Genomic DNA, 20,313 nt, shown 5'->3' with positions numbered 1-20,313 from the left:
GCTGGCGAGGCCGAGACCGCAGGCGAAGGGCGACGAATGGCGATGAGTGGCGAGATTGAACTCGGGGTGATCGGCGGCAGCGGGTTGTATGCGTTGCCGGGGCTGGCGAACGTCTCCCGGCAGGCGGTGGCGACGCCGTGGGGGGAGCCGTCCGGCGAGGTGGTGCTGGGTGATTTCGCCGGCAAGCGGGTGGCGTTTCTGGCCCGCCACGGCGAGCACCACAGCGTGCCGCCGCATCGGGTGAATTACCGCGCCAACCTGTGGGCGCTGCACCAGCTTGGCGTGCGGGCGGTGGTGGGCGTCAACGCCGTCGGCGGCATTCGCGCCGACCTTGGGCCGCGCACACTGGTGGTGCCTGACCAGCTCATCGACTACACCCACGGCCGCGCCACCAGTTACTGCGATGCCGAGGGCGCGGAAGTGCGCCATATCGACTTCAGCGAACCTTACACGCAGGCCTTGCGCGAACGCCTGCTGGCGGCCGCGCGCGTGGCCGGGCTGGCCATCGTGGACGGCGGTTGTTACGGCGCCACACAGGGCCCGCGGCTGGAGACCCGGGCCGAAATCGCGCGTCTGCGCCGCGACGGCTGCGATCTGGTCGGCATGACCGGCATGCCCGAGGCGGCGCTTGCCCGCGAGCTGGACCTGGCCTACGCCTGCCTGGCGCTGGTGGCCAATTTTGCCGCTGGCTGCGGCGATGACGCCGTCATCAGCATCGAGGAGATCTTTGCCCACCTGGCGGCCGCCACGGCGCAGGTGCCGGTCGTCCTCGACGCCATGCTGCGGGCGTGACCACCGGTTGATGCATTAGCTCATTACGACAGGTCATGGCGTCGAGTGCGGCGCAGCGCCGGAATTTTGCGTATGCATATTGCACTTTGCCCGAAGACCTGTTGATACTTTGGGAGTACCCGCGCCGCGGTCAGGGGGATGGCGCGAACACGGCCGGGTGCACCCTGTCCATGTTTCCAGAGGTTCCAGCAATGCGTTTTGGTACGGTCAAGTGGTTCAACGATGCCAAGGGCTTCGGCTTCATCGCGCCCGAGGATGGTGGGGAGGACGTGTTTGTCCACTTTTCGGCAATCAACGCCAAAGGCTTCCGCAGTTTGCAGGAGGGGCAGCGCGTGAAGTTCGAGGAAAACTCCGGCCCGAAAGGGAAACAAGCGAGCAACGTCGAGTTGTCACCCGCGGCTTGAGCGACATCGGCCGGCTCCCGGCCGGTCGCGCAATCGTTTTGCGGCCCCGCGCTCCGGCGCGGGGCTTTTTGCTTTCAGGGCGGGTTTGCGCGGCGGCACGCGGGCATCGCGGCTCCCTACCGCAGCGCATGGCGCCCTGCGTTGGTTAAGATGCCGCATTGCATTTCCTGTGCGGAGCGACTGGCAGTGATCATCAAACCCAAAGTGCGCGGCTTCATTTGCGTTACCGCCCATCCGGTCGGTTGCGAGCGCAACGTGGCCGACGAAATCGCCACTACCCGGGCCGCCATGGCCAACGGCGCCGGCAAGGGACCGCAGCGGGTGTTGGTGATTGGCGCCTCGACCGGCTATGGCCTGGCCTCGCGCATCACTGCGGCGTTCGGCTACGGCGCCGCCACGCTTGGCGTGTTCTTCGAGAAGCCGAGCAGCCACGAGAAGACCGGCACTGCCGGCTGGTACAACGCGGCCGCGTTCGACAAGCTGGCCAAGCAGGCCGGCCTGTACGCCAAGTCGATCAACGGCGACGCGTTCTCCGATGCCACGCGCGAGCGCGCGATCGAGATCATCCAGCAGGAAATGGGCGGACCGATCGACCTGGTGGTGTATTCGCTCGCCTCGCCGGTGCGCAAGCTGCCGGATACCGGCGAGGTGGTGCGCTCCGCGCTCAAGACCATCGGCGAGACCTTCACCGCCAGCTCGGTCGACACCAACAAGGACGTTGTGATCGAGGCCAGCGTGGAGCCGGCGAACGAGCAGGAAATCAAGGACACCGTGAAGGTGATGGGCGGCGAGGACTGGGCGCTGTGGATCGACGCCCTGGCCAAGGCCGGCGTGCTCGCCGAGCACGCGCGCACCATCGCCTACAGCTACATCGGTACCGAAATCACCTGGCCGATGTACTGGCACGGCACGCTGGGCCGGGCCAAGCAGCATCTGGACAACACCGCGAAAGCGCTGCGTGAGCGGCACGCCGGCCGCGGCCTCGATGCGCGCGTGAGCGTGATGAAATCGGTCGTCACCCAGGCCAGCGCAGCGATTCCGGTGATTCCGCTGTATGTGTCCATTGCCTTCAAGATCATGAAGGAGAAGGGGGTCCACGAGGGCTGCATCGAGCAGGTGAACCGCCTGTTCCACGACCGCCTGTATCGCGCCGATGGTGCCGCTCCGGCGCTGGACGATGGCGGCCGCGTGCGGCTCGACGACTGGGAGCTGCGCGACGACGTACAGACCGCCTGCAAGACGCTGTGGCCGACGGTCACCACCGAAAACCTCAAGACCATCACCGACTACGCTGGCTACAAGCACGAATTCCTGAAACTGTTCGGCTTCGACCGCGGCGACGTGGATTACAGCGCCGAGGTGGAGGCCGATCGCCAGTTCGACTGCGTCGAGCTGCACTGAACTGACACGAGGAAGCTCAGGCGGCCGCACCCGCCTGGTTGCGGACACCGGTGCCATTCCGCGGCGTCATTTCCCGCCCTGGAAATGCGCGACATAGGCGGCCTGGTATTTCTCGTGGCAGCCGGTGCAAGCGGACTGCAGTTGCGCGTAGCTGGCACTGACGGCTTGCCCGTCGCCGGCCTTCGCCGCGGCGCCCATCGCCACCGCCGCGGTGCGCAGCTTGCCGTCGTAGCCGCGGAAGTTTGGTGCCTGGGTGCGCAGCCACAGCATCACGCGCAGTTTCTGGCCGAGCGGCGGCTCGACGTGGTGGTTCAGGCGGTCGGCCAGCTCGGCGACCAGCGGCCAGTTCCTGGCGGCAATGGCGTCGCCGGCAGCGCGCGTGTTGGTATCCAGTTGCTGCATTGTCGCCAGCAGGCCGTCCGGCGTGCCCGGCCCCGGGCGATCCTTGGCGACTACGATGGCGCCAGCTGCGACCACCGCGACGACGAGGCCAAGCAGCGACCAACCCACTGTGCGAAGTTTCATTGCCGGTTCTCCCCGATGCGTGGCAGCGGCTGAAGATAGCGCGTTGCGTGCGGTGCGTGTGCTGATGCAGAACAGGTGTTCGCGGCGCGCTGTCGCCCCACGGCGGCACGCTGGGCTGGCGAACCGCGTCGTCTCGAACCCCCGCATGGTTTCGTGCACCCATGCCCCTGGCATGCTTGACGACATCGCTAGACTGGGGCGTTTTCAACGATGGGATGCAGCGTCATGGCTTTACGCTGGTGGTTCGGCCTCGTTGCCGCGTGCGTGACTTGTTTGCCGGTGGCGTTGCCGGCGACGGCGACGGCGGCGGAAACCATCGGCCAGCAGCGCGAGGGCGTGCTGTTCTGGACCCAGGCGCAGCGTGACGCACGCTTCCGCACGATGTACCGGCGCTTTCCCAGTGATCGTGCCGCGCACGGCGCGTCGGTGCGCGCGCTGCCGGCCGGGAAACCGCTGCGCATCGACGGTCGCGCCGGTGATGCCTGGCTGGCCGACTACATGGCGAAGCACCATGTGGCCGGCGTGATGGTGCTGCAGGATGGCCGGGTGCGCGCGCAGCACTACGCGCTCGGGTTCACGCCGGAGGAGCGCTGGACCTCGTTCTCGGTCGCCAAGTCGGTCACCTCGGTGCTGCTCGGCGTTGCCTTGCAGCAGGGTTACATCCACAGCCTCGACGACCGGCTGGGAAGCTACATCCCCGCGCTGCGCGGCAGCGCGTATGCCGATGTCACGGTGGAAGAGCTGCTGACGATGACCTCGGGCGTGCACTGGAACGAGGATTACGCCGATGCGAAATCCGATGTGGCGCAGATGTACCTCGGGGCGTGCGCGGATGGCGAGGCGCACGTGCTTTCCTACCTCAAGCGCCAGCCCCGGCAGTGGCCGGCCGGCACCCACTGGAACTACAACACGGCGGAAACCGATCTGCTCGGCATCCTGGTGCAGCGGGCCACGCACCGCTCGTTGGCGGCCTACCTGTCGGACACGATCTGGGAACCGTATGGCATGGCGGCCGACGCGTACTGGATCAAGGATGAATGCGACGGCAGCGACACTGGCGGCAGCGGGTTGTCCGCCACGCTGGCCGATTACGCGCGCTTCGGGCAGTTCATGCTGGGGGGCGGCCGCATCGACGGCAAGCCGGTGATCGCGCCAGCGTGGCTCGCCGGCGGCACGCGCGGGCACGTGGCCACCGATGCGCCGAACCGCGGCTACGGCTTCCTGTGGTGGACGGACACCGATGGCAGCTACGCCGCCATTGGCATCTTCGGCCAGATGATCTACGTCGACCCCGCACGCCAGCTGGTCATCGCCCAGGTGGCCTCGTGGCCCGCCGCGACTTCCAAGGGGCTGATGGCCGGCCGCCGTGCCTTTGTCGAGGCGATCAAGCACGCCGTGGATGCCAAGCCGTAGGTCGGGATTCGTCTCGACGGGTTTTTAGCGAGATCGCGCGCAGGCTGGAATGCAACGGTTCCATCGCGGACGCCCCCACCTCGCTCGGCAGCGCTTTGCCAAATCCCCAATCCCGTATCCCCAATCCCGGCCTTTACGCCACAAACTGCAACCGCGCCAGCTCCGCATACAAGCCGTCTTCGGCCAGCAGGCTGGCGTGGGTGCCTTGCGCGACGATGCGGCCGCCGTCCAGCACCACGATACGGTCGGCGCGCTGCACGGTGGCAAGGCGGTGGGCGATCACCAGCGTGGTGCGACCGTGTTCGAGCCGGGCCAGCGCCTGCTGGATCGCGGCTTCGGACTGGGCATCGAGCGCCGAGGTGGCCTCGTCGAGCAGCAGCAGTGGCGCGTCGCGCAGGATCGCGCGCGCGATCGCGATGCGCTGGCGTTGGCCGCCGGAGAGCCGCGTGCCGCGCTCGCCGAGTTCCGCGGCGTAGCCGTCGGGCAGGGCCGCGATGAAGTCATCGGCTTCAGCCGCCTGCGCCGCGGCGACGACGTCGGCGTCGCTTGCCTCGGCACGGCCGAAGCGGATGTTGTCGGCGGCGCTGCCGGCAAAGATCGCGGTCTCCTGCGGCACCAGCGCAATGGCGCCGCGCAGGGCAGGCAACGCGATGGCGCGCAGGTCCACGCCGTCGAGCGTGATGCGCCCCGTCTGCGGGTCGTAAAAGCGCAGCAACAACGCCAGCACGGTGCTTTTGCCGGCGCCGGACGGGCCGACCAGCGCCACGGTTTCGCCGGGCGCGATGGCAAGATCGAAATCACGCAATGCGGGCGCGTCGGGGCGCGTGGGGTAATGGAAACCGACGTGCTCGAAGCGCAGGCCGCCGCGCAACGGCGTGGGCAGCACCGCCGGTTGCGCCGGGCTGGTGACTTGCGCGCGCTCGGCGAACAACTCGCCAATGCGTTCCATCGCGCCGGCCGCGCGCATCACGTCGCCCCATACTTCGGACAGGCCGGCCACCGAGCCGGCGGCAAAAACCGCATACAGCACGAACTGGCCGAGCACGCCGATGCCGAGATTGCCGGCCAGCACGTCGCGGGCGCCGGTCCACAGCACCAGCGCGATGGCACCGAAAAACAGGGTGATGACCACCGCGGTCAGCCATGCGCGCATGCCGATGCGCGAACGCGCGGAGGCCAGCGCGCGGGCGATGGCATCGGCATAGCGCCGGCTCTCGATCGCCTCGCGCGCATACGCCTTGACTGCCGGCGCCGCGTTCAGGGTTTCATTGGCGAGCGCGGCGGCGTCGGCGAGACGATCCTGGCTGGCGCGCGAAAGGCGCTGCACGCGGCGGCCGAACAGCATGATCGGCACCAGCACCGCGGGGATCACCAGCGCGACCAGGCCGGCCAGCCGCGGGCTGGTCCAGACCATCATCGCCGCGGCGCCCAGCAGCATCACCAGGCTGCGCAACGCCACCGAGACGCCGGAGCCGACCAGCGCCTGGACCACCTCGGTGTCGCTGCCCAGCCGCGAGTTGAGCTCGCCGACGCGGCTTTGCTCGAAGAACCCCACGTCGAGCCGGATCACGTGGGCATACAGCGCGCCGCGCAGCGCCGCCAGGGTACGCTCGCCGAGCAGGGTGATGCAGAAGTAGCGCGCCGCGGTGGCGATCGCCAGCACCAGGGCCACGCCGAACAGGCCGACGAAGGCCAGGTTGATCGCGCGCGGGTCGGTGTGCAGGAAACCGTGTTCGATGATGGCGCGCACCGCGACGGGCAGTGTCAGCGTGGCGGCCGAGGACAGCCCCAGGAACACCAGCCAGCCGAGCGCAAGCCGCCAGTGGGGGCGGACGAATGGCCACAGCGGACGCAGGGCGCGCAAGTGGCGGGGTTGACGTGATGCTGGCGTGGGAGGGCTCATGCGGGGATCGTGTGGAAAGGGAAGCGGCCGGCGCAAACCTGCTGCGACGCGTTGGCTATGTCGCAGAAGGATCAATCCATCCGCTGCACGCCGACCTGGCCGCGGGTCAGATTGGTCACGCGCTGCAGCACCTCGTCTACGTCGGGTTGCGGCAGCACAAGATCAAGCGTGGCGTCGTCGGCACCGAACTGGCGGGCGGTGACCACGCCGTTTGCCGCGCGCAGGCGCGCTTCGATCAAGGCGAGGTCGCCGAGGCGGCAGCGGATGCGCAGGTGCGCCATCACCACGATGGGCGTGCGTTCGGCCCGCCGCAGGCATTCGGCCGCGGTACCGCCATAGGCGCGCGCCAATCCGCCCACGCCCAGCTTGATGCCGCCGTACCAGCGCGTGACCAGCACCGCCACGCGGTCGCACGCCTGGCCGTCGATGGCTGCAAGGATCGGCCGCCCGGCGCTGCCGCCGGGCTCGCCGTCGTCGTGAAAGCGGTACGCCGAGCCCACCCGATACGCCCAGCAATTGTGGCTGGCGTCGGCCGCGGTGGCCGTGCGTAGCCAGTCCAGCGCGGCCTCCGCCGAAGCCACCGGCGTGGCCAGTGCGCGAAAGCGGCTCTTGCGGATCTCCGCCTGCCACTCGTACGCGCGGCGCAGGGTGAACAGCATGGTGCTCATGCCGGGGCGATCATGCGGGTGCTTCGCCGGCACCGCGTGACGCCGCTACGCAGGGCGAACGCCGTCGCACTGAAGCAGCACTCACCGTGCGCGTGCTTTGTTTGCGTTGCATGACGGCGCTGCACGCCGTCGCCTGCGCTGCGATCATGGGACGCTGTGCGTACATGGGGGATGCCGGTGAGCCTGGAAATTCTGCTCGGCCTGATTGTGGTTGGCGCTGCATTGTATCGGCTGGCCCGGCGTCGGCTGGCGGTTGGCGCGTGGCTGCTGGCTGGCGTGCTGTTTGCCACCGCCGCCTGCGGGTGGTTGCCGGCGAAGCTGCTGGCTGGGTTGCAAACGCCATATGCGCAGCGCCCGGTGCCGGGCTGGAGCGGCCGCGACGCGATCGTGCTGCTTGGTGCGGGCACGGTGCGGATACCGGGCGATGGCGTGGAGCCGACGGTGTTTGCGCAGGGCCGCATCAATGAGGCCGTGCGCCTGTATCGCGCGTGCAAGGCGCACGGCGGCGAGTGCCGACTGGAAGTCAGCGGTGGCGATGCGCTGCACACCGGGCGCAGCGAGGCGCAGGTGTATGCCGAAACGCTGGTGGCGCTTGGCGTCGCCCCCGGCGATCTGCTGCTGGAAGTGCGCAGCATGAACACCTGGCAAAACGCGCAGTTCGGCGCGCCGCTGCTGCGCGCACAGGGCGTGCGCCGCGTATGGCTGGTGTCGTCGGCGTTCCACCTGCGTCGTGCCAGCCGCTACTTCGCGCACTTTGGCGTGCATGCGGTGCCGGTACGTGGCGATTGGCTCAAGGCACGCGTTGGCTGGATGCCGCAGGCGTGGAACCTGACGGTGACCGACGCCGCACTGCACGAGTACATCGGCGTGTGGCGTTTCCACGTCTACAACCGCTTTGGCTGGAATGCCGCGACCACGCAGCCGGGCGCGCCATGACGATCGCGCCGGTTGCGCCGCGGGGTCTGGTCGAATCCCGTATCCCCAATCCCGAATCCCAACCTGCCGGCATAATGCCGGTTTCCGCCCGCGAGGCCTGACCATGGTGGTTCCCGCGCTACTTGCCGTGTGGCTGGCCGCCGTTTTGGCCGGAGCGTTGGGTTGGCGACGGTTGCGCGCCGGGCTGGGGGGGCTGGCGTTGGTGGCGATGTTCGCCGTTGGCTGCGGGCCGGTGCCCAACCTCCTGCTGTGCGGCTGGCAGGCGCCGTTTGCACAGCGGCCAGCGCTCGATTGGGCGCCCAGCAATGCCATCGTGCTGCTCACCGCCACCAGCAACAACCCGCCTGGAGGCACACCGGAGCCGAGCGTGGTCGGCTATACGCGGGTGGCGGAGACCGCGTCGCTGTATCGCGCATGTCGTGCGGCTGGTGCGCGTTGCACGGTGCTGGTGACCGGGGGCGAGACGCCCACAGCGGATCGTCCGTTGGCGCTTGCCTATGCCGAGGCGCTCGCACGCCTGGGCGTGCCCAAGGCCGACCTGCTGCTGGAACCGCACAGCCGCACGACGTGGCAGAACGCCGAGTTCAGCCAGCCGATCCTTGCGCGCCTCGCCGCGCAGCGCGTGTGGCTGGTCAGCTCGGCGCTGCATTTGCGCCGTGGCATGTTCGCGTTCCGCCAGTTCGGGATTGCCGCCACGCCGGTGCGCGCCGATTACACGCGGGTGGTCTGGTCATTGCTGCCGAGTGCGAAAAACCTCGCCATGACCAACGCGGCGCTGCACGAATACGCCGGCCTGGCGTTGTACCACTGGTTTGCGTGGCGCATGCACCGGCACTGACAGCGTCAGCGGCGCATCACCATCAGCCGCGGCTCGGTCATGTCAGCGATCGCGTTGCGCAAGCCTTCACGGCCCAGGCCGGAGAGCTTGACGCCACCGTAGGGCATGTTGTCCACGCGGAAGCTGGGGATGTCGTTGACGATCACGCCGCCTTGTTCCAGTTCGTCCCACGCGCGCATGGCGTGTTCGAGGCGGTCGGTGAAGATGCCGGCCTGCAGGCCGTAGTCGGAGTCGTTGACCATCGCCAGCGCATCGTCGAACTTTTCGAACGGGGCGAGCAGGGCAAACGGGCCGAAGGCTTCGAGCCGGTTGACCTTGGCGTCGACCGGCACGTTTTCCATCAGCGTGGCATCCAGCATGTTGCCGTGGCGTTTGCCGCCGCACAGGATCTTGCCGCCGGCGCGCTTCGCCTCGTCGATCCAGCCCTGCAGGCGCTGCGCGGCGGCTTCGTCGATCATCGGGCCGAGAAACACGCTGGGGTCGGTCGGGTCGCCGGCTTTCAGCTTGCGGGTGGCGGCGACGAGCTTGCGCTTGAGCGCGGCGTAGATATCCGCGTGGGCATAGATGCGCTGCACGCCGATGCAGCTTTGGCCGGACTGGTAGAACGCGCCGAACACCAGGCGCTCGACGATATGGTTGAGCTTGTCGCCCTGGTCGGCGTCGACGATGCACGCCGCGTTGCCGCCCAGTTCCAGCGTCACCTTCTTGTGCCCGGCGCGTGCCTTGAGTTGCCAGCCGATCTGGCCGCCGGTGAACGACAGCAGCTTGAAGCGTTCGTCCTCCACCAGCGGTGCAGCGTGCGCGCCGTCCAGCGGCAGGATGGAAAACGCGCCGCGCGGCAGGTCGGTTTCCGCCAGCACGGCGCCGATGATGAGCGCGCCGACCGGGGTTTTTTCCGACGGCTTCAGCACGAACGGGCAGCCGGCCGCGATCGCCGGCGCCACCTTGTGCGCCACCAGGTTCAGCGGGAAGTTGAATGGCGTGATGAACGACACCGGGCCGAGCGGCACGCGCTTGACGTAGCCGTGGTAGCCGTCCAGCCGTGGCGCCAGTTCGAGGTTCAGCACCTCACCGTTGATGCGTACGGCCTCTTCGGCGGCAATGCGGAAGGTTTCGATCAGCCGCGTCACTTCGCCGGCGGCATCGTGGATCGGCTTGCCCGCTTCGATGCACAAGGCCTCGGCCAGCTCGTCGCGGCGGGCGCTGAAGCGTTGGACGCAGTGCTGCAGCACCGCCTGGCGCGCCCACGGCTTGAATTCGCGCATGGTGCGGGTGGCATTCACTGCGGCGGCAATCGCCTTTTCGACCGCGGCGGACGATGGCACGGCAACGCGGGTGGCCAGGCGGCCGCTGAACTTGTTGCGCACTTCGAGGATTTCCTTCGAGGTCTGCGCGCGGTTGGCGAGGTAATACGGGTAACTCGGGTTCAACATGACGCTGACCTTGCGGGGAGACTCCCCCAAGCATAGGACGCGTGCGTTCAAGGGCCGTGAGTGGCGCGGCAAGCGCAGCCGCGTCGATTTTGGTGCCGGCTACAATCGGCGAATCCCCTATCGCCCCCGCCCGCATGCGCAACCCTTTGCAAGAGCAACTACTCAAGGCCGGCCTGACCAGCAAGGCCAAGGCGGCGCAAGCCGTGCGCGAGCAGGCGGCCCGGCACAAGGGCAAGCAGCCGGCGCCGCCGAGTGCGGCCGAGTTGGAAGCTGTGCGCCTGCAAGCGGAGAAAGCCGAACGCGATCGTGCGTTGGCCGCCGAGCGCAACGCGCAGCGGCGCAAGGACGATGCGCGCGCCCAGGCGCGCCAGATCATCGAAACGCACAAGGTGAAGCGCGAGGGCGAGCTGGCTTATCGTTTTGCCGATGGCAACGCGATCAAGAGCGTACTGGTGGATACCGGCCAGCGCGCCCAGCTGGCTGCTGGCACGTTGGTGATCGTGCGCCATGGCGAAAACTTCGAACTCCTGCCGCGTGCCGCAGCCGACAAGGTGCGTGAGCGCGCGGCGGAGTTGATTGTGCTCGACCACGCCAGCGGCGAGCCGGCGCGCAGCGACGAGGGAGCCGATGCGGCGTACTACCGGCAATTCGCCGTGCCGGATGATCTGACCTGGTGAGGGTTTGCCGGGCCCGGCCGGGGCAGCGCCCCGCGCACTTGCGCGATGGGGGAACGAGGTATTTTCATGACTCCCGCGCGCGGTGTTTCCACCCGCTGCGCATGTGATGCACGGCGGGTTCGCTGCGTCTGCATGCGGGGACGCATTACCATCGGCGCGGTTTGCCTCGGAACGGAGTGCTGGGCATGATCCAGATCGCAGTCGTCGACGACCACGAGCTCGTGCGCACGGGCTTTCGCATGATTCTTGAGCAGCAGCCCGATCTGCGGGTGTGCGGCGAAGCCGGTACCGCGGAGGACGGCCTGGAGCTTATCGGCGCGCTCAAGCCGCAGGTGGCCGTGGTCGATGTGCACATGCCGGGCATGAGCGGCATCGAACTCACCGAGCGCGTGCGCTGCGCCGGGCTGCCCACGCACATCGTGGTGGTGACCGTGGTGGAGGATGGCCGCTTCCCGCGGCGCATGCTGGAGGTGGGTGCCACCGGGTATCTCACCAAGGGCTGCAGTGCCGATGAGCTGGTCAAGGCGGTGCGCCTCGCTGCACGCGGGCGGCGCTATCTCGCCCCGGCAGTGGCGCAGCAGTTGGCCCTGGCCTCGATCGACGGCGGGGCTTCGCCGTTCGACGTGCTGTCCAGTCGCGAGCTCGAAGTGGCGATGATGCTGGTGCATGGCAAGACGCTCACGCTGATTGGCGATCAACTCAACCTGAGCCCGAAGACGGTGTCCACCTACAAGCAGCGCCTGATGGAAAAGCTGCACGTCGAACACGTGCTGGCGCTGGCGCAGCTGATGGCGTCGCATGGCCTGATCGAGCCGCGCAACCACGCCCCTGCGCCGTGATGCCGGCGTGCGCCGCGCGGCGTCACGCCGCGTCGATCACCTTGGCGTGCAGCGTGCCGTCGGCCAGTCGCGCCTGCACGGTGTCGCCCGGGTGCACGCCAGTGACCGAGGTCACCACGTGGCCATCGGCATCGCGCACGATGGCGTAGCCGCGCTCCAGCGTGGCCAGCGGGCTTACCGCGTGCAGCGTGCGCGCGGCTTCCTGCAGGGCCAGCTTGCGGCGTTCGAGCTGCCGCGCCACGGCTTGCCGCAACCGTTGCGCCAGCTCTGTGAGGCGGTTGCGGTGCATGCCAACGGCCCGTTGCGGGTCGCACGCGCGCAGGCGCAATTGCAGTTGCACGAGGCGCGCATGGTGCTGCTGCCGCGTCGTGCGCAGTGCCGCCAGCAGACGGTGATGCAGGTTGGCAAGGCGCTCGCCGTTTCGCGCCAAGCGTACCTCCGGGCGTTGCGCCTGCAGCCTGGCTGCGGCGGTGTCCAGGCGCTGGCCCAGCGCCTGCAGCGTGCGCTGCGCCGCCGTTGCCAACCGGCTTTGCTGCTGACGCAGGCGGCGCAACATAGCCTGCGCGTCGGGCACCAGGATTTCCGCGGCCGCCGATGGCGTGGGGGCGCGCACGTCGGCAACGAAATCGGCGATGGAGAAATCGATCTCATGGCCAACTGCGCTCATCACCGGCACCGGGCTGGCGTGGATCGCACGCGCCACGGCCTCGTCGTTGAAGGCCCACAGGTCTTCCAGCGAACCGCCGCCACGGGTGACCAGCAGGACGTCGTAGCGGCGACTGGCCGCGGCCTTGCGCAGCATGGCGACGATGGCGGGCGGCGCTTCGCGCCCCTGCACCGGCACCGGCAAAACGTCCACTTCGGCCAACGGCCAGCGGCGGCCCAGCACGCTCAGCACGTCGCGGATCGCCGCGCCGGTAGCCGAGGTGATGACGCCGATGCGGCGCGCAAACGGCGGCAGCGGGCGTTTGCGCTTGGCGTCGAACAAGCCTTCCGCGTCGAGTTTGGCCTTGAGCGCCTCGAACGCGCGTTGCAAGGCGCCTTCGCCGGCCAGCTCCATGTGCTCGGCAATCAACTGGTATTCGCCGCGCGCCTCGTACAGGCCAACGCGGGCGCGCAGCAGCACCTGCAACCCATCGGCCGGCTTGAAGCGCAGCCCGGTGTTGCTGGAGCGGAACATCGCGCAGCGCACCTGGGCCGCGCTGTCCTTCAAGGTGAAATACAGGTGCCCGGACGCCGGACGGGCCACGTTCGACAGCTCGCCCTCGATCCACACCGTGGGAAAGGCGTCCTCAAGCAGCCCACGCACCAGGCGGTTCAGCGTGCTTGGGGTGAGCACCTGACGGTTGGGGGCAGGCGAGGCGTCGGGTGCGGACATGGGAGGCCGAGACTAGCACGGTGCCACGTGGCTGCGATGGCTTTTGCAACAGTTGGTTGGCGAACGTTTTGCAGGTATCGGTTGATGTTGCCTACTGGCGCGGTTTGCGCCGCCGCTCGCGCCAGGCGCGGATACCGAGGTTCAGCCCCAGCCAGGCGCACACCACCCCGAATGGCCACGCCAGCACGGTGGGCCAGACCCACGCCAGCACTGCGACCACGAACAGCACCAGCGCGCCGCGGCCGAGCAGGGCGGCATCCGCCGGGCCCAGCACACGCTGGTCGATCAGCACGGCGCCCATGCGGTTGGCCAGGCGCAAGGCGCCGGTGGCGGCGCGTCCGGAGCTGCCGCCATCCAGGTGCGGGTGATGCGCCCGCGCTTGGCGTCCGCCCACCTTGGCGCGGCGATGCTTGCGCGGGCTGAGTACGATCTCGGTGGAGCGCTCCAGATCGGCCTGGTATTGCGCGGCAAGTTGCGCGGCAAAGCCGGCGTCTTCGATCGCCACGTCGATTTCGCGGTTGTTGAGCCAGCTCGCGAGGTTCAGGTTGGAGGAGCCGACGCGGGCCCACTGCTGGTCGGCCACGGCGGTTTTGGCGTGCAGCATCGAACCGTTCCACTCGAACACCCGCACCCCGGCTTCCAGCAGGGGCCGGTAACCGGAGCGCGACAGGTTGGCCACCAGTGGGAGATCGCTGGTGCTGGGCACCAGCAGGCGCACGTCCACGCCGTCGCGCACGGCGGCGATCAGTGCCTGCACATAGGGCGCAGTGCCGACGAAGTACGCATCGGTCAGCCACAGCGTCTTGCGCGCCAGCGCCGCGATCATTTGATCCAGCCGGTAGATGCCGGCGCTGGCCGGCTGGGTCGCGATCAGGCGCAAGGCCATGTTGCCGGCGGTGGTTTCGGGCACGGTGTCGAGCACCGGCACCGGCATGCGCGTCTCGGCCCAGGTCTGCACAAACGCGGCCTGCATGTCCGCCACGGCCGGCCCGCGCAGCGCGACGCCGGTGTCGCGCCAGGGCGGAATCTTGCGTTCGGGCTTGCCCAGCCATTGCGCGCTGATGCATACGCCGGAGAGAAAACCGACCGCGCCGTCGACCACCAGCAACTTGCGGTGGTCGCGGCTGAGCCAGCCGAAGGTCTGGCCCAGTCGCGGCGGGTTGAAGATGGCCACCTGGCCGCCGGCGGCGCGCAACGGTTGCCAGAACTTGCGCCCGGATTCGCCCAGGCAACCGAGCCAGTCCACCAGCACCGCCACCACCACCCCGGCCCGCGCACGCTCGATCAGCGCCGCGCGAAACGTGCGGCCGACCTCGTCGTTGCGGATGATGTAGTTCTCCAGCAGCACGCTGCGGCGCGCGTTGCCGATGGCTTCGAGCCAGGCGCGGTAATGCGCCTCGGCGTCGATCAACAATTCCACCGCGTGGCCGCCCAGCAACGGCGCCCCGGCGCTGCGGCTCAATGCCTGTTCGGCAAGGCGGCGCGTGGCAGGGGAGGACAGCGGCGAGCGGGTAGGCATGCGCGGAGTGTGCCACGTCGCGGCACCGGCTCCGGTGTCAGTCCACCACGTTGTGGCTTTCCGTGGTCCCCAGCAGCTCGGCGCCGCGCGGCGGCCCGAGGCGGCGATTGAGCAATGGGTGGGCGAACACCGCAATCAGGATGACGGCAACGCCGAGGTAGAACGTGTGGTCGAGCTGGCGCTGCTCACCGAGCAGCACCGTGGCCAGGATGATCGCGTATACCGGTTCGAGGTTGGTCACCATCTGCGTGCCGAAGGCGGTCATGTGGCGCAGCGCCACCAGCATCAGCGCATACGGCAGCAGGGTGCAGCCAAAGGCCAGGGCGAGCAGCAGCATCGTATCGTGGTGATTCGGCAACACGAACGCCGGACCGGTATGCGGCAGGATCGGCGCCAGCAGGGTCAGGAACACCGCGCCGGTGCCCAGTTCGATGCAGGTCACGGTAAGCGGGTCGCCGCGATCGACAAAGCGTTTGTTGAGCGAGCCGAACAAGGCCACGAACAACGCCGACAGCACGCCTACCGCAATCCCCAAACGCATGCTGCCCGGCACCCCGCCCACCACCATCGCCACGCCGGGCACCACCGCCACACCCACCATCAGCTCGCGCGGGTTGAATCGGCGTTTCGCCAGCCACGGTTCGACGAAGGCGAGAAAGACCGGCCCGATCGCGATGCAAGTCGCCCCCACCGAGGCATTGGCCAGCTTGATCGCCGCATAAAAAGTGAGCCAGTGCAGCGACACCAGCACGCCGATGCCCGCATACGCCAACCGCAGTCGCGCCGGCATGGCGCGCAGGCCGCGCCACACTTTTGGCATCAGCAGCAGCGCGGCGGTCACCATCAACATGCGCCACCACACCAGCTGCAAGGCCGGCAGCGTGATGAGTTTGCCGAGAATCGCGGTAAAGCCCCACAACAGCACGCAGAAATGAATCTGCAGGTGGGCGCGACGGGTGGCTTGCATGGCAGAGAGGGAATCAGGCACGTGGCATTTTAGGGCGACCGGCGCGGGACGACGATCAGACCATTGGCGAGATGGCGATCACGGCGTCGCCGGCTTCCCGTTCACCCGCACCGGCGCGTGGATGTCGCAGATGCCCAGCTTGCCGACCGGTTCGGGGTAGAACGGGTTGTGACCGTGGCGGGCGGTTTCGATCAGCGCGGCGAAGGTGGGGCTGTCGGTGCGCAATACCTGCACCTTTTCCTGCTGCGCTGGCGGCAGGTCGGCGGCCAGTTTCACGGAGAGGATCGGCGTGCGCTGCGCGGCCTTGGCGTAGAAGCCCATCGGCCCGGTGCCGCGTGGCAGTGCCGACAGGTAGGGCATGCCGACGAGCACGCGGCCGGCCACCGCGAGGTTGTGGTCCAGCCGGCGCGGTGCCTGGCCGATCACTGCGTACAGCGCGCTGCCGTTGCCGCTGTCCGGCGCCACGTCGCGCGCCACGCCGACCATGCCGTAGCACTGCACTGGCCACTCCTTGCCGGCAGCCGGATCGCGCGCCACCGGCAGGCCGCCGGAGAAGCCCACCTGCGGCGCATAGACGTCGCCATCGGGCAACGGTGTCCATGGCTGCTGCGGGTTGATCGCGCGGGTGAACTCCGGCGGCAGGGTGGTTTTCGCCGTGCCCAACGAGTGCATCTTCGCCTTGTCGCCGCCGTCGTCGCCGTTGGGGTCGTCCCACTGGGTCACGAAGTTGTCCTGCACACGCACGATCGCCAGGCCGTCGAAGTAATGCCCGCGCACCAGCGTGCGGATGTTGGCCGCGTGCAGCGGGGTGAAATCCGGCGCCAGCTCGATCACCACGCGGCCTTGCGGCAACTGCATGTACAAGAGGTTCTGTGGGTCGGGTGTACGCCATTCGGCAGGCTTGGAGGCGGCGAGGAGTTCCTTGGCGCTGGGCGTGGGCTTGGCCTGATCGGCCATGGCTGAGGCGCCGGTCAGCAGGCCGGCGAGCACGAACAGCGACGAGGCAACGGCGTGCATGGTCACTCTCCCGCCAGCGCAGGGGTGCCGGCCCGACGGATTTTCCACCAGTAGCCCACGCCCAGCAGCGCAAACCACACCGGGCTGGCGAGCAGCGCGGCGCGGGTGTCGGCCTGCAGGCACAGCAGCACGATCACGAACGCGAAAAACGCAAGGCAGACCCAGCACATCGCCACGCCGCCGGGCATCTTGTAGATCGATGCGGCGTGCTGCTCCGGCCGCTGGCGCCGATAGGCAAGGTAGGCCAGCAGGATCAGCGACCAGACGAACATGAAGAGCACCGCCGACAGCGTGGTGACCAGCGTGAACGCGGCCATCAGGCTTGGCGCGAGATAGATCAGGAGCGCGCCGAGCAACAGGCAGCCGCAGGAGAACAGCAAGCCGAGCGAGGGCACGGCGGCCTTGGACAATCGCGCGAAAAACCGCGGCGCGTGCCGCTCGCCGGCCAGCCCGTACAGCATGCGGCTGGTGGAGAAGATGCCGCTGTTGGCCGACGAGGTGGCCGAGGTCAGCACCACGAAATTGATGATGCTGGCGGCGGCCGGAATGCCCGCCAGCACGAACAGCTCCACGAACGGGCTCTTGTCGGCCTCCACCAGGTGCCACGGCGTCACCGCCATGATCGCCACCAGCGCCAGCACGTAGAACACGATGATGCGCAGCGGGATCGAGTTGATGGCTTTCGGCAGGTTGCGCTGCGGATCGGCGGTTTCCGCCGCCGCGGTGCCGGCCAGCTCGATGCCGACAAAGGCAAACACCGCGATCTGGAACCCGGCAAAGAACCCGCTCCAGCCATGCGGGAAGAATCCGCCGTCATTCCACAGATTGGCAAACGTGGCCGCGTTGCCGGCCGGCGAGCGGAAGCCCCACAGCACCAGCGCGACACCCACCACGACCAGCGCGCAGATCGCCACGATCTTGATCAGCGCAAACCAGAACTCCAGTTCGCCGAAGAGTTTCACCGTGACCAGGTTCAGGCTGAGCAGCAGCAGTACGCACAGCACCGCCGGCACCCAGCTCGGCAGGTCGGGCAGCCAGAATTGCGTGTAGGCCGCAATCGCCACCACCTCGGCAATGCCGGTCACGATCCAGCAAAACCAGTACGTCCAGCCGCAGAAAAATCCGGCCCACGGCCCGAGCAGGTCGCTGGAAAAGTCGATGAAGGATTTGTACGCGAGGTTGGAAAGCAGCAGCTCGCCCATCGCGCGCATCACGAAAAACAGCATGCCGCCGATGATGAGGTACACCAGCAGCACCGACGGTCCGGCCAGGCTGATGGTCTTGCCCGAGCCCATGAACAGCCCGGTGCCGATCGCGCCGCCCAGCGCAATCAACTGCAGGTGACGGTTGGACAGGCTGCGCCGGAGTTGCTCCGGCGGCGGCAAAGAGGAGGTCATGCAGGCGCCCTGCGCGGCAAACGGGCGGTCACCATAGAAGTAAAGCCGGGGCGGCGCCAACACGGCGCGTTGCGGCGGGCGCCACGCGGCGACGATAATTCCCGGTTCAAGCCTCATCCGGACACCGCTCATGCTCGACCCCGCCCTGTTGCGTTCGCACCTTGCCGAAACCGCCGCGCGTCTCAAGGAGACCCGCGCGTTCGAGCTTGACGTGGCGGCGGTCGAGGCGCTGGAAGCCGAGCGCAAGCGGCTTGCCACCGGTACGCAGGATCTGCAGAACCAGCGCAATACGCGTTCCAAGGCCATCGGGCAGGCCAAGGCCAAGGGCGAGGATGCCGCGCCGCTCCTGGCCGAAGTGGCCGGCATTGGCGACCAGCTCAAGGCCAACGAGGCCGCGCTGGCCGAGGTACAGGCCAAGCTCGCCGCCATCACGCTGGGCATTCCCAACCTGCCGCACGCCAAGGTGCCCACCGGCCGCGACGAGCACGACAACGTGGAGCAGCTGCGCTGGGGCACGCCGCGCACGTTCGACTTTGCGGTCAAGGACCACGTGGATCTCGGCGCGCCGCATGGCTGGCTCGATGCCGATGCGGCCGCGAAGCTCTCCGGCGCGCGCTTCACCGTGCTGCGCGGCGAGCTGGCGCGCCTGCACCGCTCGCTCGCGCAATTCATGCTGAACCTGCACACCCAGCAGCACGGTTACCTGGAGTGCAACATTCCGCTCTTGGTCAACGCGCAGACCATGCAGGGCACCGGGCAGTTGCCCAAGTTCGAGGAAGACCTGTTCCACACCCAGGTGGGCGAGGCCAAGCGTTATCTCATCCCCACTGCCGAGGTCGCGCTGACCAACCTCGTGGCCGACAGCATTCTCGACGCCGGCCAACTTCCGCTGCGGCTCACCGCGCATTCCATGTGTTTTCGCGCCGAGGCCGGCAGCTACGGCCGCGACACCCGCGGCATGATCCGCCAGCACCAGTTTGAAAAAGTGGAGATGGTGCAGATCGCCACGCCCGAAACCTCGGATGCGCAGCTCGAGGAAATGGTGGGCCACGCCGAAAAAGTGCTGCAGCTGCTGGGCCTGCCGTATCGCAAGGTGCTGTTGTGCTCGGGCGACATGGGCTTCTCCGCGCAGCAAACCTACGACCTGGAAGTGTGGCTGCCCAGCCAGAACACCTATCGCGAGATTTCCTCGTGCTCCAACTGCGGCGATTTCCAGGCGCGCCGCATGCAGGCGCGCTGGCGCAACCCGGCCACCGGCAAGCCCGAGCTGGTGCATACCTTGAATGGCTCCGGCCTCGCCGTGGGCCGCACCCTGGTCGCGGTGATGGAGAACTACCAGAACGCCGACGGCTCGATCACCGTCCCCGAAGCCTTGCGGCCGCTGATGGGCGGCGTGGAGCGCATCGCGTGAACACCCCCGCCGCGCAAGGCAAGTGGGATCGGGTCGAGTTCTGGACCAGCTATTTCCTGCTGACCGTGCTCGGCAGCGTCATCGTGGTGCGCCTGAGCTTTGCCGACGTGTGGTCGGTGCCGGTGCTGGATGTGTGGCTGGGTTCCATTGCCTTGGCGCTGATCGTCGCCAGCCCGTGGCTCGCGCGCCGCAGCCGCGCGCTGCGCATCGCCATCGTCGCCTACGCCACCGCCACCCAGCTGGTGCCCGTCACCGTGCGCCATCCGCTGGTGATCCTGCCGCTGCTCGGCGCGCTGATCCCGGTAACCATCGCCGTCTGGGCGCTGGTCGCGCTCTCGCGCAAAGGCCGTCCTTCCGCGCCGCGCAACTGATACCATGCCGGCCCGGATACACCCTTGGGTCAGGATTCACCTCGACCGGCTGTGTTTCCAGGGGCCTCACCGGATCGAGGCGACAGTCGGGCCGAAGCCCGACCCAAGGCAGGATTCGCTTTTGGAGAGGTGGCCGAGCGGTTTAAGGCACCGGTCTTGAAAACCGGCGAAGGGTCAAACCTTCCGTGGGTTCGAATCCCACCCTCTCCGCCATATATACGCGTAAGCGTTTGATTATTAGATATAGTAATCAGATCTACGCCTGCGTTCCCTACTGTAAATCCTACTCATGTGTGCTTCATCATGAGCGATGCTGGCATGCCTGTGGGCAGCAAGTTCGACACACACACGCGGATCGGCCAGCGCCAATGCGTACCGCCGGCCCGAAGTCGACCGTTCGACATATCATTAAACTTCCCACCGA

19 protein-coding genes and 1 tRNA gene are annotated in these 20,313 nt (G+C 68.0%); 11 read left to right on the top strand and 9 right to left on the bottom strand.

Annotated elements, in window-relative coordinates; all coding sequences use genetic code 11:
• Window positions 1-42: 42 nt before the first annotated feature.
• The 3 genes from AC3WP6_RS09955 to fabV all read left to right on the top strand — a co-directional run bounded on the left by AC3WP6_RS09955 (window position 43) and on the right by fabV (window position 2,597).
• A complete protein-coding gene (locus tag AC3WP6_RS09955; RefSeq protein WP_492627560.1) occupies window positions 43-792 on the top strand; it encodes an S-methyl-5'-thioinosine phosphorylase in 750 nt (249 codons plus the stop codon).
• A gap of 191 nt (window positions 793-983) precedes the next feature.
• Window positions 984-1,196, top strand: coding sequence for a cold-shock protein (locus tag AC3WP6_RS09950; protein ID WP_492628679.1), 213 nt, complete (start codon window positions 984-986; stop codon window positions 1,194-1,196).
• Window positions 1,197-1,382: 186 nt separating this feature from the next.
• A complete protein-coding gene (gene fabV, locus AC3WP6_RS09945; RefSeq protein WP_492627559.1) occupies window positions 1,383-2,597 on the top strand; it encodes an enoyl-ACP reductase FabV in 1,215 nt (404 codons plus the stop codon).
• Window positions 2,598-2,663: 66 nt separating this feature from the next.
• On the opposite strand, the gene AC3WP6_RS09940 is transcribed toward fabV, so the two are convergent.
• Window positions 2,664-3,122: a cytochrome c gene (locus AC3WP6_RS09940; RefSeq protein ID WP_492627558.1), complete on the bottom strand. Its 459-nt coding sequence runs from the start codon at window positions 3,120-3,122 to the stop codon at window positions 2,664-2,666.
• Between the two features lie 225 nt (window positions 3,123-3,347).
• Here AC3WP6_RS09940 and AC3WP6_RS09935 point away from each other — a divergent pair, with 225 nt between their 5' ends.
• The gene (locus AC3WP6_RS09935; protein ID WP_492627557.1) at window positions 3,348-4,535 is read left to right on the top strand and encodes a serine hydrolase domain-containing protein; all 1,188 of its coding nucleotides are present in this window, start codon (window positions 3,348-3,350) and stop codon (window positions 4,533-4,535) included.
• Between the two features lie 133 nt (window positions 4,536-4,668).
• Here the strand turns inward: AC3WP6_RS09935 and AC3WP6_RS09930 are convergent, their stop codons facing one another.
• Window positions 4,669-6,438 carry an ABC transporter transmembrane domain-containing protein gene (locus tag AC3WP6_RS09930; RefSeq protein WP_492627556.1) on the bottom strand — a complete coding sequence of 590 codons (1,770 nt, stop codon included), beginning with the start codon at window positions 6,436-6,438 and terminating at the stop codon, window positions 4,669-4,671.
• A gap of 71 nt (window positions 6,439-6,509) precedes the next feature.
• Entirely contained in the window at window positions 6,510-7,106 is a 597-nt protein-coding gene (locus tag AC3WP6_RS09925) for an IMPACT family protein (RefSeq protein WP_492627555.1), read from the bottom strand.
• Between the two features lie 177 nt (window positions 7,107-7,283).
• On the opposite strand from AC3WP6_RS09925, the gene AC3WP6_RS09920 reads away from it, so the two are divergent.
• Together AC3WP6_RS09920 and AC3WP6_RS09915 are read left to right on the top strand one after the other, a co-directional pair.
• Window positions 7,284-8,042, top strand: coding sequence for a YdcF family protein (locus AC3WP6_RS09920; protein ID WP_492627554.1), 759 nt, complete (start codon window positions 7,284-7,286; stop codon window positions 8,040-8,042).
• A 103-nt stretch (window positions 8,043-8,145) separates the two neighbouring features.
• Window positions 8,146-8,880: a YdcF family protein gene (locus AC3WP6_RS09915; RefSeq protein ID WP_492627553.1), complete on the top strand. Its 735-nt coding sequence runs from the start codon at window positions 8,146-8,148 to the stop codon at window positions 8,878-8,880.
• Between the two features lie 5 nt (window positions 8,881-8,885).
• Here AC3WP6_RS09915 and AC3WP6_RS09910 read toward each other — a convergent pair whose 3' ends face one another.
• Window positions 8,886-10,313, bottom strand: a complete 1,428-nt coding sequence (locus AC3WP6_RS09910) for an aldehyde dehydrogenase family protein (protein WP_492627552.1) — start codon at window positions 10,311-10,313, stop codon at window positions 8,886-8,888.
• Between the two features lie 134 nt (window positions 10,314-10,447).
• On the opposite strand from AC3WP6_RS09910, the gene AC3WP6_RS09905 reads away from it, so the two are divergent.
• Together AC3WP6_RS09905 and AC3WP6_RS09900 are read left to right on the top strand one after the other, a co-directional pair.
• Window positions 10,448-10,990 carry a DUF2058 domain-containing protein gene (locus tag AC3WP6_RS09905; protein ID WP_492627551.1) on the top strand — a complete coding sequence of 181 codons (543 nt, stop codon included), beginning with the start codon at window positions 10,448-10,450 and terminating at the stop codon, window positions 10,988-10,990.
• Between the two features lie 185 nt (window positions 10,991-11,175).
• Entirely contained in the window at window positions 11,176-11,829 is a 654-nt protein-coding gene (locus tag AC3WP6_RS09900) for a response regulator (protein ID WP_492627550.1), read from the top strand.
• 22 nt (window positions 11,830-11,851) lie between these two features.
• Here AC3WP6_RS09900 and xseA read toward each other — a convergent pair whose 3' ends face one another.
• The 5 genes from xseA to cycA all read right to left on the bottom strand — a co-directional run bounded on the left by xseA (window position 11,852) and on the right by cycA (window position 18,107).
• Window positions 11,852-13,207, bottom strand: a complete 1,356-nt coding sequence (gene xseA / locus AC3WP6_RS09895) for an exodeoxyribonuclease VII large subunit (protein WP_492627549.1) — start codon at window positions 13,205-13,207, stop codon at window positions 11,852-11,854.
• A gap of 91 nt (window positions 13,208-13,298) precedes the next feature.
• On the bottom strand, window positions 13,299-14,726 hold the full coding sequence (locus AC3WP6_RS09890; RefSeq protein ID WP_492627548.1) for a phospholipase D-like domain-containing protein: 1,428 nt from the start codon (window positions 14,724-14,726) through the stop codon (window positions 13,299-13,301).
• Window positions 14,727-14,763: 37 nt separating this feature from the next.
• Window positions 14,764-15,693, bottom strand: coding sequence for a DMT family transporter (locus tag AC3WP6_RS09885; protein WP_492627547.1), 930 nt, complete (start codon window positions 15,691-15,693; stop codon window positions 14,764-14,766).
• Window positions 15,694-15,771: 78 nt separating this feature from the next.
• A complete protein-coding gene (locus AC3WP6_RS09880; RefSeq protein WP_492627546.1) occupies window positions 15,772-16,710 on the bottom strand; it encodes a peptidylprolyl isomerase in 939 nt (312 codons plus the stop codon).
• A 2-nt stretch (window positions 16,711-16,712) separates the two neighbouring features.
• Entirely contained in the window at window positions 16,713-18,107 is a 1,395-nt protein-coding gene (cycA, locus tag AC3WP6_RS09875; protein ID WP_492628678.1) for a D-serine/D-alanine/glycine transporter, read from the bottom strand.
• Window positions 18,108-18,237: 130 nt separating this feature from the next.
• On the opposite strand from cycA, the gene serS reads away from it, so the two are divergent.
• The 3 genes from serS (at window position 18,238) to AC3WP6_RS09860 (ending at window position 20,102) form a co-directional block, all read left to right on the top strand.
• Window positions 18,238-19,518 (top strand): serine--tRNA ligase, encoded by a 1,281-nt coding sequence (serS, locus tag AC3WP6_RS09870; protein WP_492627545.1) that lies wholly within the window; start codon window positions 18,238-18,240, stop codon window positions 19,516-19,518.
• Complete coding sequence (locus tag AC3WP6_RS09865) at window positions 19,515-19,889, top strand: LrgA (protein WP_492627544.1); 375 nt, start codon at window positions 19,515-19,517, stop codon at window positions 19,887-19,889. Before serS ends, AC3WP6_RS09865 begins: the two co-directional genes overlap by 4 nt.
• A 123-nt stretch (window positions 19,890-20,012) precedes the next feature.
• Window positions 20,013-20,102, top strand: a tRNA-Ser gene (locus AC3WP6_RS09860).
• The last annotated feature ends 211 nt before the right edge of the window (window positions 20,103-20,313 follow it).

The sequence above is a fragment of the Rhodanobacter sp. FW106-HT46G03 genome (assembly GCF_058789895.1).
The sequence above is the reverse complement of the archived record's forward strand: the minus strand, read 5'-3'. Positions and strand labels throughout refer to the sequence as shown.

Bases quoted from the DNA above. Each gene is read 5' to 3' on its own strand.
- AC3WP6_RS09935 (WP_492627557.1), top strand. From the start codon at position 3,348: ATGGCTTTACGCTGGTGGTTCGGCCTCGTTGCCGCGTGCGTGACTTGT.
- AC3WP6_RS09950 (WP_492628679.1), top strand. From the start codon at position 984: ATGCGTTTTGGTACGGTCAAGTGGTTCAACGATGCCAAGGGCTTCGGC.
- AC3WP6_RS09930 (WP_492627556.1), bottom strand. From the start codon at position 6,438: ATGAGCCCTCCCACGCCAGCATCACGTCAACCCCGCCACTTGCGCGCC.
- AC3WP6_RS09890 (WP_492627548.1), bottom strand. From the start codon at position 14,726: ATGCCTACCCGCTCGCCGCTGTCCTCCCCTGCCACGCGCCGCCTTGCC.
- AC3WP6_RS09905 (WP_492627551.1), top strand. From the start codon at position 10,448: ATGCGCAACCCTTTGCAAGAGCAACTACTCAAGGCCGGCCTGACCAGC.
- AC3WP6_RS09900 (WP_492627550.1), top strand. From the start codon at position 11,176: ATGATCCAGATCGCAGTCGTCGACGACCACGAGCTCGTGCGCACGGGC.
- AC3WP6_RS09885 (WP_492627547.1), bottom strand. From the start codon at position 15,693: ATGCAAGCCACCCGTCGCGCCCACCTGCAGATTCATTTCTGCGTGCTG.
- xseA (WP_492627549.1), bottom strand. From the start codon at position 13,207: ATGTCCGCACCCGACGCCTCGCCTGCCCCCAACCGTCAGGTGCTCACC.
- AC3WP6_RS09910 (WP_492627552.1), bottom strand. From the start codon at position 10,313: ATGTTGAACCCGAGTTACCCGTATTACCTCGCCAACCGCGCGCAGACC.
- AC3WP6_RS09880 (WP_492627546.1), bottom strand. From the start codon at position 16,710: ATGCACGCCGTTGCCTCGTCGCTGTTCGTGCTCGCCGGCCTGCTGACC.
- AC3WP6_RS09940 (WP_492627558.1), bottom strand. From the start codon at position 3,122: ATGAAACTTCGCACAGTGGGTTGGTCGCTGCTTGGCCTCGTCGTCGCG.
- serS (WP_492627545.1), top strand. From the start codon at position 18,238: ATGCTCGACCCCGCCCTGTTGCGTTCGCACCTTGCCGAAACCGCCGCG.
- cycA (WP_492628678.1), bottom strand. From the start codon at position 18,107: ATGACCTCCTCTTTGCCGCCGCCGGAGCAACTCCGGCGCAGCCTGTCC.
- AC3WP6_RS09915 (WP_492627553.1), top strand. From the start codon at position 8,146: ATGGTGGTTCCCGCGCTACTTGCCGTGTGGCTGGCCGCCGTTTTGGCC.
- AC3WP6_RS09925 (WP_492627555.1), bottom strand. From the start codon at position 7,106: ATGAGCACCATGCTGTTCACCCTGCGCCGCGCGTACGAGTGGCAGGCG.
- AC3WP6_RS09955 (WP_492627560.1), top strand. From the start codon at position 43: ATGAGTGGCGAGATTGAACTCGGGGTGATCGGCGGCAGCGGGTTGTAT.